Source organism: Rhizobium sp. WW22, from assembly GCF_047041135.1.
Classification (GTDB): Bacteria; Pseudomonadota; Alphaproteobacteria; order Rhizobiales; family Rhizobiaceae; genus Rhizobium.
The window spans coordinates 1,011,278-1,025,852 of sequence record NZ_CP178199.1; the positions used below are offsets into that span (position 1 = coordinate 1,011,278).

The 14,575-nt window shown below is 58.1% G+C and carries 13 protein-coding genes and 1 pseudogene; 8 read left to right on the forward strand and 6 right to left on the reverse strand.

Features of this window, described 5'->3' with window-relative positions; genetic code table 11:
* Nucleotides 1–43 precede the first annotated feature (43 nt).
* Nucleotides 44–379, forward strand: coding sequence for a hypothetical protein (locus ACK83U_RS23615; protein WP_112610652.1), 336 nt, complete (start codon nucleotides 44–46; stop codon nucleotides 377–379).
* Here ACK83U_RS23615 and ACK83U_RS23620 read toward each other — a convergent pair.
* Entirely contained in the window at nucleotides 367–1,041 is a 675-nt protein-coding gene (locus ACK83U_RS23620) for a transglutaminase-like cysteine peptidase (RefSeq protein WP_112610602.1), read from the reverse strand. The genes ACK83U_RS23615 and ACK83U_RS23620 overlap by 13 nt on opposite strands.
* A 325-nt stretch (nucleotides 1,042–1,366) precedes the next feature.
* Here ACK83U_RS23620 and ACK83U_RS23625 point away from each other — a divergent pair, with 325 nt between their 5' ends.
* Complete coding sequence (locus tag ACK83U_RS23625) at nucleotides 1,367–3,838, forward strand: beta-glucosidase (protein ID WP_112610604.1); 2,472 nt, start codon at nucleotides 1,367–1,369, stop codon at nucleotides 3,836–3,838.
* 102 nt (nucleotides 3,839–3,940) lie between these two features.
* Here ACK83U_RS23625 and ACK83U_RS23630 read toward each other — a convergent pair.
* Nucleotides 3,941–6,018: pseudogene (locus ACK83U_RS23630) on the reverse strand (putative bifunctional diguanylate cyclase/phosphodiesterase).
* Nucleotides 6,019–6,498: 480 nt separating this feature from the next.
* On the opposite strand from ACK83U_RS23630, the gene ACK83U_RS23635 reads away from it, so the two are divergent.
* Nucleotides 6,499–7,788, forward strand: a complete 1,290-nt coding sequence (locus ACK83U_RS23635) for a TadE/TadG family type IV pilus assembly protein (protein ID WP_112610654.1) — start codon at nucleotides 6,499–6,501, stop codon at nucleotides 7,786–7,788.
* A gap of 37 nt (nucleotides 7,789–7,825) precedes the next feature.
* Here the strand turns inward: ACK83U_RS23635 and ACK83U_RS23640 are convergent, their stop codons facing one another.
* Nucleotides 7,826–8,224: a helix-turn-helix domain-containing protein gene (locus tag ACK83U_RS23640; RefSeq protein ID WP_112610656.1), complete on the reverse strand. Its 399-nt coding sequence runs from the start codon at nucleotides 8,222–8,224 to the stop codon at nucleotides 7,826–7,828.
* 238 nt (nucleotides 8,225–8,462) lie between these two features.
* Nucleotides 8,463–9,371 carry a LysR family transcriptional regulator gene (locus ACK83U_RS23645; RefSeq protein ID WP_112610610.1) on the reverse strand — a complete coding sequence of 303 codons (909 nt, stop codon included), beginning with the start codon at nucleotides 9,369–9,371 and terminating at the stop codon, nucleotides 8,463–8,465.
* Nucleotides 9,372–9,511: 140 nt separating this feature from the next.
* Between ACK83U_RS23645 and ACK83U_RS23650 the strand changes: the two genes are divergently transcribed.
* From ACK83U_RS23650 to queE, 4 genes are all read left to right on the forward strand, one after another.
* Entirely contained in the window at nucleotides 9,512–10,618 is a 1,107-nt protein-coding gene (locus tag ACK83U_RS23650; RefSeq protein ID WP_112610612.1) for an aldo/keto reductase, read from the forward strand.
* Nucleotides 10,619–10,784: 166 nt separating this feature from the next.
* Nucleotides 10,785–11,495: a 7-cyano-7-deazaguanine synthase QueC gene (gene queC, locus ACK83U_RS23655; protein WP_112610614.1), complete on the forward strand. Its 711-nt coding sequence runs from the start codon at nucleotides 10,785–10,787 to the stop codon at nucleotides 11,493–11,495.
* Nucleotides 11,495–11,851 (forward strand): 6-carboxytetrahydropterin synthase QueD, encoded by a 357-nt coding sequence (gene queD, locus ACK83U_RS23660; RefSeq protein WP_112610616.1) that lies wholly within the window; start codon nucleotides 11,495–11,497, stop codon nucleotides 11,849–11,851. The genes queC and queD overlap by 1 nt, the downstream gene beginning before the upstream one ends.
* Complete coding sequence (queE, locus tag ACK83U_RS23665; RefSeq protein WP_112610618.1) at nucleotides 11,848–12,576, forward strand: 7-carboxy-7-deazaguanine synthase QueE; 729 nt, start codon at nucleotides 11,848–11,850, stop codon at nucleotides 12,574–12,576. The genes queD and queE overlap by 4 nt, the downstream gene beginning before the upstream one ends.
* Nucleotides 12,577–12,662: 86 nt before the next feature.
* Here the strand turns inward: queE and ACK83U_RS23670 are convergent, their stop codons facing one another.
* The gene (locus ACK83U_RS23670; protein WP_112337626.1) at nucleotides 12,663–13,001 is read right to left on the reverse strand and encodes an ArsR/SmtB family transcription factor; all 339 of its coding nucleotides are present in this window, start codon (nucleotides 12,999–13,001) and stop codon (nucleotides 12,663–12,665) included.
* A gap of 327 nt (nucleotides 13,002–13,328) precedes the next feature.
* On the opposite strand from ACK83U_RS23670, the gene ACK83U_RS23675 reads away from it, so the two are divergent.
* Nucleotides 13,329–13,532 (forward strand): hypothetical protein, encoded by a 204-nt coding sequence (locus ACK83U_RS23675; RefSeq protein WP_112337625.1) that lies wholly within the window; start codon nucleotides 13,329–13,331, stop codon nucleotides 13,530–13,532.
* Between the two features lie 132 nt (nucleotides 13,533–13,664).
* Here ACK83U_RS23675 and ACK83U_RS23680 read toward each other — a convergent pair whose 3' ends face one another.
* The gene (locus tag ACK83U_RS23680; RefSeq protein ID WP_112400050.1) at nucleotides 13,665–14,555 is read right to left on the reverse strand and encodes an SMP-30/gluconolactonase/LRE family protein; all 891 of its coding nucleotides are present in this window, start codon (nucleotides 14,553–14,555) and stop codon (nucleotides 13,665–13,667) included.
* Nucleotides 14,556–14,575 lie beyond the last annotated feature (20 nt).

Below are 14,575 nucleotides of genomic sequence, written 5' to 3' on the forward strand. Positions count from 1 at the left end.
CCAGAGTTGCGTTCCCGTGGTCCAGGCTTTCGAAAGGATGTCGATGCAACATCTCGTGATCGCAGGGAGCATCTTGCTTGCAGCCGCCCCCGGCGAAGCCTTGCCGACCATGGCGGATGTCCCGGCGCTTGCCAAGGCAGCGGTCGCGCGGCGCATAGAGGTGCCGCCCTCTGCCATCCATATTCTGGCGGCCAAGCCGAGCGAACGAATGCCAGGCTTCGTCGTCTGTGGTCGTGTCGACGCGGCAAGTGCAAATGGCAGCGCCGGTGCGGAAAGCGGAGAACGCTTCTTCGTCGTCATTCCCGGCAATTTTGCCATCCTGGACCAAGACGGCAAAGGTCTGGTCGATAGCTATTGGGCTGCCAATCACTGTGAATGAGACGCCAAGGCCTTGCTGATCATGGCAAGCTCATCAGGTGTGCGACCGGATTCCAGCCGAACCCAGTTGTTCGGATCGTCGGCCGTCTGGCGCTTGATGAAGGTATAGCCCGTTCCGTTCCAGTTTTTGACTGCATCGGTGAGATTGTCGAGGATGAGATCGCCGTCGTTCGTGCGCGCCATCAGGACAAGATGTCCCTCGTTATGGGTGTCGAGGACCACCGTCAGCAGCAGGGCAGACCGTGGCCAGCCTGCTTCGATGAGCAATTTCTTCTTCAAGAGGACATAGTCGTTGCAGTTGCCGGCACCATCGTCGGGATAGGTCCACCAATTGACGATGCCGAGCTTGTAGATGCCGTAATGATCATTGTCGCCAATGCCCTGGATCTCGTGATTGACCAGGCTGTTGATCTGCTGCAGTTGCAGCCGATGATCGCGATCGAGATTGACGAATTCCGTGCTCTTTTGGCCAGCCACGCATTCGGTTGGTTGCGCTTTGCAGAAGTTGGTCCAGCCGACGGGTACGCTCGCATCCGTCACCTCGCGCGCAAATTGATGTGTGTGCGCCGCGGCGGTATTGGCGACGGGTTTTGCCGTCGTTGCCGTCGAAAACAATAGGCCGGCAACGAAGAGAAAGCTTGCAGCGACGAGAAGTGAACGCATACTCGGCTCCATGAGTTGGGCTCATGAAATCCGACACGGTCAAATTTATTCGGAAAAAGATTATTCGCATTTTATCGAACCGGCGCTTTTGCCCGGCGCTGCCATCGGCGCTACCCGTGCAAGCATCAAATTTATGATTTCCGACTGGTTGTCACGCATGTCCCGATGCGGAAAAGGCTGAATATTACGGAAAAATATATGTTATTTCATTGATTTACCGATTTATCCAAAGAGCATCTGGCGTGTTTATGATTTGTTGGTCTTAAATGCGAATCCTCACCGCGGATGGACGGTGGAACAGCCAGGGAATTGCTCGGGAGGCCTAATGATCGACGATATTCTCGACCGGATGACGCTTGAAGAGCAGGTTTCGCTGCTGTCGGGCGCCGATTTCTGGACCACGGTGCCGGTTGAGCGCCTTGGTGTCCCGAAGATCAAGGTCACGGACGGGCCGAACGGAGCCCGCGGCGCCGGCTCGCTGGTTGCCGGCGTCAATGCGGCCTGCTTTCCCGTTGCGATCGCGCTTGGCGCCACATGGGACCCCGCCCTTGTCGAACGTATGGGCGTGGCGCTCGCCGGCCAGGCCAAGAGCAAGGGCGCCTCGGTGTTGTTGGCGCCGACGGTCAATATTCACCGCTCCGGCCTCAATGGCCGCAATTTCGAATGCTATTCGGAAGATCCGATGCTGACGGCCGCTCTTGCCGTTGCCTATATCCAGGGTGTGCAGAGCCAGGGTATTGCCGCCACGATCAAGCATTTTGCCGGCAATGAATCCGAGATCGAGCGCCAGACGATGTCGTCGGATATCGACGAGCGTGCTCTTCGCGAAATCTATCTGCCGCCGTTCGAGCAGGCCGTGAAGAAGGCCGGCGTTATGGCCGTCATGTCCTCCTATAACAGGCTGAACGGCACCTATACGAGCGAGCATCCCTGGCTTTTGACCAAAGTCCTGCGGGAGGAATGGGGGTTCGACGGCATCGTCATGTCGGACTGGTTCGGCTCCCATTCGACAGCGGCGACCGTCAACGCCGGGCTCGATCTGGAAATGCCCGGTCCGACGCGCGACCGTGGCGAAAAGCTCGTGGCGGCGGTGGCTAACGGCGAGGTCAAGCCGGAAACCGTGCGCGAGGCTGCTCGCCGCATTCTCACATTGCTTGAGCGGGTCGGCGCCTTCGAGAAGGTGCCCGATTTGAGCGAACACGCGCTTGATCTGCCTGAGGATCGCGCGCTGATCCGCAAGCTCGGAGCCGAGGGTGCCGTGCTCTTGAAGAACGACGGCATTCTGCCGCTGCAGAAGGCAGGCCTTGGGCATGTGGCTGTTATCGGGCCGAATGCCGCCGAAGCCCGGGTCATGGGTGGCGGCAGCGCCCAGATCGCAGCCCACTACAGGGTCAGCCCCTTGGAAGGCATCCGGCAGGCACTGTCGAATGCCAACAGCATTCACCATGCTACCGGCTGTCGCAACAATCGCCTCATCAATGTCTTCTCCGGTGAGATGCGGGTGGACTATTTTAAAGGCCGCGACCTTACAGAGCCGGTGATCGCCACCGAAACGGCACGCAAGGGCGAGTTCTTCTGGTTCGATCTGCCATCTTCGGAACTCGATCCCAATGAGTTCTCCGTCCGCATGACAGCCTCCTATGTGCCAACGGAGAGCGGCGAGCATGTATTCGGCATGACGAATGCGGGTCTCGCCAGGCTCTTTGTCGACGGCAAGCTCGTCGTCAACGGCTATGATGGCTGGGCTCGCGGTGACAATTACTTCGGCACTGCCAATGTCGAGCAGCGACAGGGCATCCATCTGGAAGCCGGACAGAGCTACAAGGTAGTGGTCGAATATTGCTCGTCCGCGACGACCGAGGAGGGGATCAATCTGACGGCGGTACGCTTCGGCGTGGAGAAGCCGCTCGGCGAAGAGGCGATGCTGGATGCCGTCCAAAAGGCAAGTGATGCAGACGTCGTTCTGCTCTTTGTCGGCCGCGACGGCGAGTGGGATACGGAGGGCCTCGATCTGCCAGATATGCGTCTGCCGGGTCGTCAGGAGGAACTCATAGACCGGGTGGCGGCCGCCAACGCCAATACCATTGTCGTGCTGCAGACCGGCGGCCCCATCGAGATGCCCTGGCTCGGCAAGGTTCGGGCCGTGCTGCAGATGTGGTATCCTGGCCAGGAGCTCGGACATGCCGTTGCCGATGTACTCTTCGGCGATGTCGAGCCCGGCGGACGTCTGCCGCAAACCTTCCCGAAGCGCCTATCGGATAACTCCGCCATGGTTGGCGACGCATCCGTCTATCCTGGCAAGGATGGGCATGTGCGTTACGCCGAGGGCGTCTTCGTCGGATATCGCCATCACGATACGCGCAATATCGAGCCCTTGTTCCCCTTCGGCTTCGGTCTTGGCTATACGCGATTTTCCTGGGGCGAGGCGCAGGCTTCGGCAACAAGAATGGGCGCTGAGGGTGTCACCGTAACAGTCGATGTCACCAATACCGGCGACAGAACGGGTTCCGAACTCGTGCAGCTTTATGTGCGGCCCCCTGTTTCGGCGCTCGAGCGGCCGGACAAGGAGTTACGCGCCTTTGCCAAGCTTCGGCTCATGCCGGGTGAAAAGCGCACAGCCTCGCTTGTCGTTCGTCCGCGCGATTTGAGCTATTTCGACGAGCGGATCGGAGCATTTCGAGCCATCGCCGGTCGCTATGAGCTTCTCGTGGCCGCCAACGCTCTCGATATCCGCTCCGCCGTTGCGATCGAGCTTGCAACGGAATGGATCGGGGAAGTGTCCGACCGTTCGATCTGATATCCCTGCCAATTGCGGCCGGCGAATTTGCGCGGGACGAAGGAGCGGGCAGGTCAGCAGCTCGGAATTGCCGCGGCTATCTCGTTACCGCGTCTGGATCTGCTAGCGACGCCGCATGCGATGCGGCGGCAACCGGCCGGAAAATGCCGACGCCTCGTCGTCCTCTGCCGATGCTTCCATCTGGAAGATCTGCCCGACGGGCTTTGGCCGGCCGAGGAAGAAGCCTTGTGCCTCGTCGCAGCCTTCAACGCGCAGGATTTCGAGCTGATGGTTGGTCTCGACGCCTTCCGCCAGAACAGGGATATCCAGGCTCTTGCCGAGCGTCAGTACCGCGCGAACGATCGCTTTTGCCTGAATGCTGTGATCCACCTCGTTCATGAAGGAACGATCGAGCTTGATCTTGTCAAAGGGGAAGATCGCAACGTATCGAGCGAAGAATATCCGGTGCCGAAATCATCGATGGCGACGGTCACGCCGAGAGCCCGGATCTGCCGCAGGACATGCAAGGTCCGAGTTTTATCGGCAATGATTGTGGATTCGGTAATTTCAAGTTCCAGCCGCGATGGCGCAAGGCCGGTTTCGAGAAGGATCGTATGAACGAGCTTTGCGAGATCCGCATGAGCAAACTGTACGGGCGAGAGGTTGACGGCGATCTTGTAGGGCTGTTCCCATGATGCCGCCTCCTTGCAGGCCGTGCGCAAAACCCATTCGCCAATGACGAGGATCGTGCCGCTTTCTTCTGCGATCGGAATGAATTCCGAAGGCGGCACGGCGCCATGCTCGGGATGATGCCAGCGGAGGAGGACCTCGTAGCCGCAAATCTGCCCTGTGCGAACTGACGTCTGTACCTGATAGTGCAGGTCGAGCTGGTCCAATTCGACAGCGCGGCGCAGATCTTGCGCCAGCGTATGACGGGCGCGGGCAGCTTCATCCATCTTGGATTCATAGAAGCAGACGGCGCGGCCGATGTCTGCCTTGGCACGATACATGGCGAGATCGGCGTTGCTGACGAGGCGCTCCTGGTCGACGTCATCGTCGGGATAGATGGCAACACCGATGCTGGCCCCTGTCGCCGTCTCGAAATCGTCGATCCGGATGGGCTCGAACAGGACCTTCTCGAGCCGAGCCACGAAATCCAGAAGCTCGCTCTGCTCGCGGAAGCGCTTGGCAGCGGCAAACTCGTCACCGCCGACACGGGCAACGAACTCGCCGTCCCGGACGAGGCGCAGCAGGCGGCGTCCGATTGCCTTCAGTGCCTGGTCGCCAGCCTTGTGTCCTCGCAGGTCGTTGATTTCCTTGAAGCGATCGAGGTCGATGCCGATGACCGCGAGTTTTACGCCGTCTTCCTTGGCATGACCGATCTCGCGCTGCAGATGGTCGGCGAAGCTGCTGCGGTTGGGTAGGCCCGTCAGCAGGTCGTTGAGTGCCATATGCTGAAGCTTCTCGATGGATTCGCGCGAGGCCCGCTCGTCGATCATGTAGCTTGCCACGCCTGTACCGATGATCAGCAATCCGCCGCCGGCTACGGCAACCGCCATGGCTTTCAGGGCGTAAGTGTCCGCGATCGCAGCGCCAGTTGTAAGCGGCGTGACCGATACCGCCGTCATTGCGGTAAAGTGAAGCAAGACCACGGCGATGACGAAGAGAGCGAGGCCGGCGATGGGGGAGGGCTGCCAAGGTCGGCGCACGGCTTGATTGAGTGCAAGGGCTGCAAAAATCACCGAAAGGGCAACAGAAGCGGCAACATAACCCTGGTTCCACTCAACGATGCCATCGACGTGGTAGGCCAGCATACCGGTATAGTGCATGCTGGTGATGGCAAGGCCGACGACGGCTCCGCCGAATTCCGGTGCGATGTGCGGCAGGCGCGATAGGGCGATCGTAAACCCGCCGGCACAGCCGATAACGGCCAAAAGAAACGAGGCCATCGTCAGGATGGGATCGAAGGTGACCGGCGCTCCGACTTCATAGGCCAGCATGGCTATGAAATGCGTGCACCAGATCGACGACCCGGCAGCCACGGCGGTCAGAAAAATCCAACCGCCACGTTGAAGTTCGCGCGTCTTTTCGGCTCGTTGGAGCAGGTTGAGTGTGATCCATCCGCCGCTGACACAGACGAGCGCCGCCAGGAGAACGAGCCACAGATTGTGCTCCGTGAAGATGCAGGAAAGAACGCGCACGCAAAGATCCCAACAATAGCCATCAGGGTGAGTGGCAGTTTCCAATGCGGTCAGCTGCGCCTGATATCGACACTGCTGCTTTCACGGGTAAACACTGAAAATCAAGTAAAGATACTTTGCGTGAAATTGAAATTTCTGCAACCTCCGGCTTTATGCCCGCTGTATATCTTCTTTACGAAGTATTGGATTTTGCGCATATTTTTCGTTTCGGACGGGGATTTCATCGCGTTCGATTTCCATCCGCCATTTGCGCTATGCGCAGCTATATTACGGATTCTTGGTAAATTTCCCCTGAATATTGGAAGTATAATTGAGAAACTCTCCCTTATGAGAATCTAAATATCTCTCGAATATAATATACATAAGTATATTTGAAAGTAATAATACTTTCATTTTAGCGAATGTTTCGACGCCGCAACTTATAATGTAGAAGGTTTGCTTGTGAAGAGATTTACGATTTATCTGAAGTCCCTTTATGCCGTGCGCAAGCTCTCGGGACGGCTGTTTCTGGATCGGTCGGGCAATTTCGGGATCACAACGGCATTGGTCGCCGTTCCGTTGATCGCGGCTGGGGGACTGGCGCTCGATATTACCAATGCGATGCTCGTGCGGACGGAGTTGCAGAATGCTGCCGATGCGGCCGCGGTCGGCGCAATCGCGGATTCGTCGCCGGCGGTTGCGGCTGCCATGGCCATGACAAGCGACGGCACCGTCACGATCGGTCAAAGCGATGCCAACAAGCTCTTCTACGGCCAGGCGTCCAGCGATATTCAGAACATACCGGTCAACGTCAGTGCCGGGGTAACGCGCACGGGAAATGTCGTCTCATCGACGGTCAATTTTTCGGCGAACGTACCGACGACGTTGAGTCAGATTATCGGAAAAACATCCATTCCCGTCAGCGGCTCGGCATCTGCACAGTATCAGACGGCGACCTTCATGGATTTCTACATGCTGCTGGACAACACGCCATCCATGGGGATCGGTGCTACCATAACCGATATTAATAAAATGGTGGCAAACACGTCGGACAAATGTGCCTTTGCGTGCCACGACAGCACTACGGACAACAATTACTATAATCTTGCAAGCCGCCTTCACGTCCAGACCCGCATCGCCGTCGTCGGGCTGGCAACACAGTCGCTTACGGATACTGCCAAGACGAACAGGGTGACACCCGATCAGTACAGAATGGCCGTCTATACATTCGGTAAAGATACCTCGACAATTGGCTTGACCAACGTATCGGCGCTGTCATCCGATATGGCGCAGGTTAAAAATGCGACTGGCGCAGTGGACCTCATGAGTGTTCGAGGACAGAGTGATAACAACGACCAGGACACGAGCTTCGATACGATGTTGACGCAGCTCGCGCCGATCATCGGTACGGGCGGCAGCGGAAAAACCACTTCCGATCGTCAGAAGGTCCTCTTCCTTGTCACTGACGGCGTCGGCGACAGCTATAAGCCCAACACCTGCACCAAGCCGACCACCGGCGGGCGTTGCCAGGAGCCGCTCGCCACCGCCTTCTGTCAGCCGTTGAAGAACCAGAACATCAAGATCGCTATCCTCTATACGACCTATTTTCCCTTGCCGACAAACGGCTGGTACAACCAGTGGATCGCGCCGTTCCAATCCCAAATCGGCACCAACTTGCAGACGTGCGCCTCACCTGGCCTCTATTTCGAGGTGAGCCCGACACAAGGCATCTCAGACGCGATGAACGCTCTGTTCCTCAAGGTCATTCGCACGCCGCGCATTACAAGTTGACGCCGAGGCCGAGCAGGCGCCGGCTCGGCGGGGAAGGCTAGGCGAAGGCCAGGGATTTGAGAAGGCCCACGATCTTCTGGCGCGTCCTGGCATCCTTGATTTTCGTGAAGGCCCGATTGAGCTCCACGCCCTCTTCGGACGAAAGAAAGCCGACGAGGTCGTTGCGCGGCGCGTCGGTTGGAACAGGATTGTCAAAGGCTGCATTATCGAAGAAGTGCGATATCGGGACGCCGAGGCTATCAGCAACACGTTGCAGACGACTTGCGCCGACGCGGTTGACGCCTTTTTCATATTTCTGGACCTGCTGGAAGGTAAGGTCCAGCTTCTCGGCGAGGGCCGATTGGCTCATGCCCAGCAGACGCCGTTGCGCGCGGATACGTTTGCCGACCTCAACATCGATCGGGCTCGGCCCCTTCTTTGTTGCGATATCTTGCACTGGTTCCTCCTCCTGGCACTTACCGATCATTTGGTCCGAAGGCTGATGGCGGATGCCGCAGCTCTCCTGAATGCCTCATTGGCGACGCCTTTGCGCTATGACTGCCGAGAGTGACGGCAGACGGCAATCACGATTCATTGCGGATCGCGACGAGCTTTCCGTTTCCTGCGCATTTGGGACCGGCCCCGCGCAATTTGACCATTCGTGAGCGTACCGCTCAGGGTCAACGTACTTTCGCCTAGGTGGCTGCTTCGCGATAGACTTGTCGGACCGTGTCGATGAACGCCCTGAGCTTCGGCGCCAGTTCGGCGCGGCGCGGAAAGTAGAGGAAAAGGCCTGCTTCCGTCACCGCATAGTCGCCTAGGACCTGAATAAGTTTGCCGGATGCGATCTCTGCCTGCACGAGCGGCTCGAAGACATAAGCCAATCCCACGCCGGCCAGGGCGAGTTCGACGGCTGAATGCGATTCTGTGACGATCGCCTGGCCGCTGACGGTCACGGCGACATCGCGCCCGTCTTCGACGAATTCCCACTGGTAAAGGCCGCCGGAGCGGATAAGGCGATAACCGATGCATATGTGATCTGCGAGATCCGCCAGCGTCTTAGGCCGCCCGAACCGTCCGATATAATCGGGGGATGCGATCACGATTGCGCGGAAAGGCGGGGTCAGGCGGACCGCCACCATATCCTGAGCGATCATCTCGCCGACGCGGATGCCGGCATCGAAACCCTCGGAAATGATATCGGTCAACCGCTCATCGGAGAATATCTCGATCTCGACCTCCGGATAGCGTTCCGCCATGGCCCTGATGACGCGGGTTATCGCAAGCGGCAGGCTGATGCGGGAGGCATTGATGCGCAGCAGGCCACTCGGCTTTCCCTTGGCCGCCTTGATGCGCTCCATACGCTCGTGAATGTCCTGCAGCGCAGGATTAATCGTTCCGATCAGGCTTTTTCCGGCTTCCGTTAGCGCAACACTGCGGGTCGTCCGCGCGAAGAGCGGCTGTCCAAGTCTTTCTTCCACCAGCCGAACGGCATGGCTGACGGCCGATGGGCTCATGCCCAGTTCGCTGGCAGCGGCGGCAAATCCTCCGCGGCGCGCGACGGCGGCGACGATAGGCAAATGTGTGAGCAGATCGCGATCCATTACTGAGCCATATCGCATAATGAATGCAAATTAAATGACCTTATCGAACGGACGAAAAGCAGCGAAGCTATAAGCACTGAATTGCGGCCGACCGCTTTCGATCATCGAGCTGGTTTGGTGCGCCACAGAGGAGAATAACGATGAGCATGGAATTTTTCACGCTGGGCAATAGCGGACTGAAGGTGACGCGGCTTGCGCTTGGAACCATGACCTTCGGCACGGAATGGGGATGGGGTGCCGACAAGGAAGCGGCGCGGGCCATCTTCAATGCCTATGTCGATGCCGGCGGCAATTTTTTCGATACTGCCGATGCCTATACCGGTGGTACGTCGGAGACTTGGCTGGGTGAGTTCGTCGCTGAGCGCGGCTTGCGCGACGATGCCGTCATCGCAACCAAATTCACCATGAACCTTGCGGCCCAGACGCCGAATGCGGCCGGCAATGGCCGCAAGAATATCCTGCGGGCGGTCGAAGGGTCGTTGAAGCGGCTCAACACGGATTATATCGACCTCTACCTCATGCATTGCTGGGACCGCCTGACGCCACCGGAAGAGGTAATGCGTACCTTTGACGACCTGGTGCGCTCGGGCAAGGTCCGGCATGTCGGCCTGTCCGATGTTCCCGCCTGGTATGCGAGCCGCGCCCAGGCCATTGCCGAATATCGCGGTTATGAGCCGATCTCAGCGCTTCAACTCGAATATTCCCTAGCCGAGCGCAATATCGAGAATGAATTCGTACCGTTCGCGACGCGTTACGGCGCCGGCATCATGGCCTGGAGCCCGCTTGCGAGCGGTCTGCTCAGCGGCAAATATCGCCCCAGCAGCCAGGGAGAGACAGCCGGACGGCTCGAAACCGTGCGGGGCACGAGCAATCCCGGTTTTCAGAAATTCAACGAGCGCAACTGGGCAATCGTCGCCGAGTTGGAAAAGGTGGCGGGCGAGCTTGGCCGCAGCATGGCACAGGTAGCGGTCAACTGGGCGATGACGCAGCCTGGCATTGCCTCGATCATCGTCGGCGCGACGAAACTGGAGCAGCTAAAGGATAATCTCGGCGCGCTGGAATTCACGATACCGCACGAACTGCGCCAACGCCTCGATGATGTGAGTGCCTTGCCGTCGACCTTCCCTTATTCCTTCTTCGGGCCGGAGATCCAGGGCAGCCTGACCGGCGGCCAGACTGTCGGCGGCAAGCCTGTAGGTTACTATCCGGATCTCAACATCTCGGGAAAGTTTGCAGGCGTCAGCTAAAGACATCACAGCCATCGCAACGCGCAGGGCAGCTGACAGCGCGTTGCGATGAAATGAACGATTGCCTTGTTTCCTCCGGTTTCTGCTGCTAGAGACCCCGCCGTGGCTTTGAAAAGCCATGAAATCCGGTCGCAGCCCACCCGGTCAAAACAAGGGATCCTGAATTATGAAAACTATCGTGATCTGCTCCGGCGGATTGGACTCCGTTTCGCTCGCCCATAAGGTCGCAGCCGAACATCAGCTTATCGGCCTCGTCTCCTTTGATTACGGCCAAAGGCACCGCAAGGAGCTGGAATTTGCGGGCGCCTGCGCCAAGCGTCTCGGCGTGCCGCATGAGATCATCGACATCACCGCCATCGGCCGGCATCTGACCGGATCGGCTCTGACAGATGATGTCGAGGTGCCGGACGGGCACTATGCCGAGGAAACCATGAAGGCGACGGTCGTGCCGAACCGTAACGCGATCATGCTGGCTATCGCCTTCGGGCTTGCGGCAGCGCAGAAGGCGGATGCGGTCGCCGTTGCGGTCCATGGCGGGGATCATTTCATATATCCCGACTGTCGCCCGGGTTTCATCCACGCTTTCCAGCAGATGCAAAACCACGCACTTGAGGGCTATGCCAGCGTTTCGCTCTACGCGCCTTATGTCACGATCTCCAAGGCGGATATCGTTGCCGACGGTGCCCGGCATGAAACTCCCTTTGCCGAGACTTGGTCCTGCTACAAGGGCGGAGAGCGCCATTGCGGCCGCTGCGGCACCTGTGTGGAGCGGCGCGAAGCCTTCCATCTCGCTGGTATCGCAGATCCCACGGAATATGACGATGCCGATTTCTGGGTTGCCGCGACATCGGGCTTTTCGGCTGAGGAGGTGAAGTGATGTATCGCATCACCAAGGAGTTTCATTTCTCCGCCTCGCACCAGCTCTCGCATCTTCCCGCCAATCACCAGTGTGCGCGCCTGCACGGGCACAATTATATCGTCGTTGTGGAGCTTTCCGCCGGCGAACTGGACGAGCACGGGTTCGTGCGAGACTATCATGAGCTGCAGCCGCTGAAGCGCTATATCGACGAAGCGTTCGATCATCGCCATCTCAATGATGTCTTTGGACATGAACGGGTGACCTCGGAGTATCTCGCCAAGCATTTCTATGACTGGTGCAAGGAGCGCTTGCCGCAGACATCTGCCGTGCGAGTCAGCGAAACGCCGAAGACCTGGGCGGAATACCGGCCATGAGCGAAGCGCCCATTCGCGTCAGCGAGATCTTCGGGCCGACGATCCAAGGCGAGGGCATCCTGATCGGCCTTCCGACGATCTTCGTGCGCACCGGCGGCTGCGACTATCGCTGCTCCTGGTGCGATACGCTGCATGCCGTCGATAGTGATTATCGCGATCAATGGCGGCCGATGTCGGTCGATGAGATCTGGCAGGAGGTAACGCGACTTTCAGGTGGCAAACCGCTGACCATCTCGCTCTCCGGCGGCAATCCTGCGATCCAACCGCTCGGCCCGCTGATTGCGTGGGGCCATGCGGAGGGATATCGCTTCGCCCTGGAGACTCAAGGGAGCTTGGCCAGGGAATGGTTCGCCGAACTCGATGTGCTCGTGCTGAGCCCGAAGCCTCCATCGAGCGGCATGGTGACGGACTGGATCGCCTTCGACGACTGTCTGCGCATGGCAGGCGACGGACCGCAGATCGCCTTGAAGATCGTCATATTCGATGATCTCGACTATGAATATGCGCGAGACGCGGCTGCTCGCTATCCTCAATTGCCCGTCTATCTGCAACCCGGCAATCACACGCCGCCGCCAGCCGATGCAGAAGATGCCATTGTCGATATTGACGGCATCGTCGAGCGGATGCGGTGGCTCGTGGAAAAGGTCAGCAATGATCGATGGTTCGAGGCGAGGGTGCTGCCGCAACTGCACGTGATCATCTGGGGAAACAGGCGCGGTGTTTGATCGATTGCGAACGGGCCACATTCTGCCTAGCCCGTTCGCAATTTACATTTTTGAAGGGCAACCAGCAGAGCCGTATCGGTGCTGCGTTACGATTTCTCCTCGCGACTGCCATGCTCTTTGAGTTCAGCATCGAAAATTCCCGCAAGTGTCTTGAGGATCTGCAACACGGCCGGATGATCGCAGGTATAGTATCTATACTGCGCCTGACGACGCACTTTGACGATGCCGGAATGATGCAAGCGGGTCAGGTGCTGGCTGAGCGCTGATTGCGATATTCCAAGCTTCTTGGCCAGGCTATTTACATCCTCCTCACGGCCGGACAGATGAATACAGACCTCAAGGCGTTTGGGATTTGAAAGCTGGCTCAGAAGATCTGCATGGTAGATGAGACGCTCATCTTCTGTGGTCTGATCTGAGGAATACATAGCACGGCCAATCGTCGATAGTTAATCTTAAAATCCCCCTGCAGCGCGTGATGATAAGCGCAAAAGTTGCAAAATTATGGCTTGGATATTCCAAAACGTTGCATCCTCGCGGAGCAGGCGGCCCCTCCCAGTTCGGCCGATTTCAAGGAAATCAACCTCTCCCAGCGGTCAACTAGGGTCCTATTGTAATTTTGGAATATGTACCGCTTTGGGTTTTGCAATTATTCTGTAACAAAATCGAACGAAATGCCTTGTTTTTGTCCGGGTTCTGACATCGCACTGCTAACAAAGCGGCTTATCTTCTGCTCCAACGAACAGGAGGTAACCATGACCCAAAGGGACTTGACGATCGCCGAAGTTCTCAAAGATCCGCTGATCCGCCAGGTCATGCGCGCGGATCGCATTTCCGTGACTGGAATGGCAAGCCTGCTGCAGGATGCCGCGCGCCGGCAGGAGCGTGCCTTGTCCGCCAATATGGCGCCGATCACGCATGCCGCTTCGTGCTCCAGGCCGCAGGCCGATTTACGCTGAGATAGTCTGTTGCGGGCCGACACGGCAATCGCTCCGTGACGAGTGCTTTGCCGTCACCTCAGATTTCAGGGCAGGATGGTCCTAGGCATGATTTAGGGCCGCCCTATTTCACCCGACGCCTTTGCGCCGCTGTCACAGTGCGCCGCTTCGGTTCAAGGAGATCGCGTAGACGCTTGTCGTTGCCGTCATGAAAAGCTTGTGCTTGCCGCGACCGCCGAAGCAGAGATTGGACACTGTTTCCGGTACCAGGATCTTGCCCATGAGATGGCCGTCGGGCGCGATGCAATGCACGCCGTCGGCTGCCGAAGACCAGAGATTGCCGTCGCTGTCGAAGCGCATACCGTCAGCACAGCCCGGCGAAATCGCATGAAATACCTCGCCGCCGGAGAGCTGCCAGTTTTGGCCGACGTTGAAGACCCGGATATGTTGCGGATCGTTGCTATGCATGCGACCGGTATCAGCGACATAAAGCTTCGTCTCGTCAGGATTGAAGGCAAGCCCGTTCGGGCAATTGAAATCCGTCAGCACGGCCTGCATCGACCCCGTTGAATCGACCCGGTAGACATTGCACGGCAGCTCCTGATCGCTCTTATATCCCTCGTAATCCGTCGCGATGCCGTAATGCGGATCGGTAAACCAGATCGCACCGTCCGAGGCGACGATCACATCATTGGGTGAATTCAGATGCTTGCCCTGGTAGCGATCTGCGATCACCGTGATGGAGCCGTCATATTCGGTGCGCGTGACACGCCTGGCGCCATGCTCACAGCTGACGAGCCGGCCCTGCCGGTCACGCGTATGGCCGTTCGAAAAATTCGAAGGTTCGCGAAAGATGCTGGTGCCGAGTCCTGGTATCCAGCGCATGATGCGGTTGTTGGGAATATCCGAAAACAGCAGGCAATTCAGATCTCCGAACCAGACAGGGCCTTCCACCCAGTCGAAACCGGTGGCGATCTGCTTGACAGGAGCATTGCCAAGAACAAACTTCCCAAAGGCCGGGTCGATGATTTCGAAGAACGACATTGTGACAATACCTCCCGTAA

Coding starts and splice junctions, on each gene's coding strand:
- ACK83U_RS23620 (WP_112610602.1), bottom strand. CDS start 1,041: ATGCGTTCACTTCTCGTCGCTGCAAGCTTTCTCTTCGTTGCCGGCCTA.
- ACK83U_RS23625 (WP_112610604.1), top strand. CDS start 1,367: ATGATCGACGATATTCTCGACCGGATGACGCTTGAAGAGCAGGTTTCG.
- ACK83U_RS23645 (WP_112610610.1), bottom strand. CDS start 9,371: ATGGATCGCGATCTGCTCACACATTTGCCTATCGTCGCCGCCGTCGCG.
- ACK83U_RS23650 (WP_112610612.1), top strand. CDS start 9,512: ATGAGCATGGAATTTTTCACGCTGGGCAATAGCGGACTGAAGGTGACG.
- ACK83U_RS23670 (WP_112337626.1), bottom strand. CDS start 13,001: ATGTATTCCTCAGATCAGACCACAGAAGATGAGCGTCTCATCTACCAT.
- ACK83U_RS23675 (WP_112337625.1), top strand. CDS start 13,329: ATGACCCAAAGGGACTTGACGATCGCCGAAGTTCTCAAAGATCCGCTG.
- ACK83U_RS23615 (WP_112610652.1), top strand. CDS start 44: ATGCAACATCTCGTGATCGCAGGGAGCATCTTGCTTGCAGCCGCCCCC.
- queD (WP_112610616.1), top strand. CDS start 11,495: ATGTATCGCATCACCAAGGAGTTTCATTTCTCCGCCTCGCACCAGCTC.
- queE (WP_112610618.1), top strand. CDS start 11,848: ATGAGCGAAGCGCCCATTCGCGTCAGCGAGATCTTCGGGCCGACGATC.
- ACK83U_RS23680 (WP_112400050.1), bottom strand. CDS start 14,555: ATGTCGTTCTTCGAAATCATCGACCCGGCCTTTGGGAAGTTTGTTCTT.
- queC (WP_112610614.1), top strand. CDS start 10,785: ATGAAAACTATCGTGATCTGCTCCGGCGGATTGGACTCCGTTTCGCTC.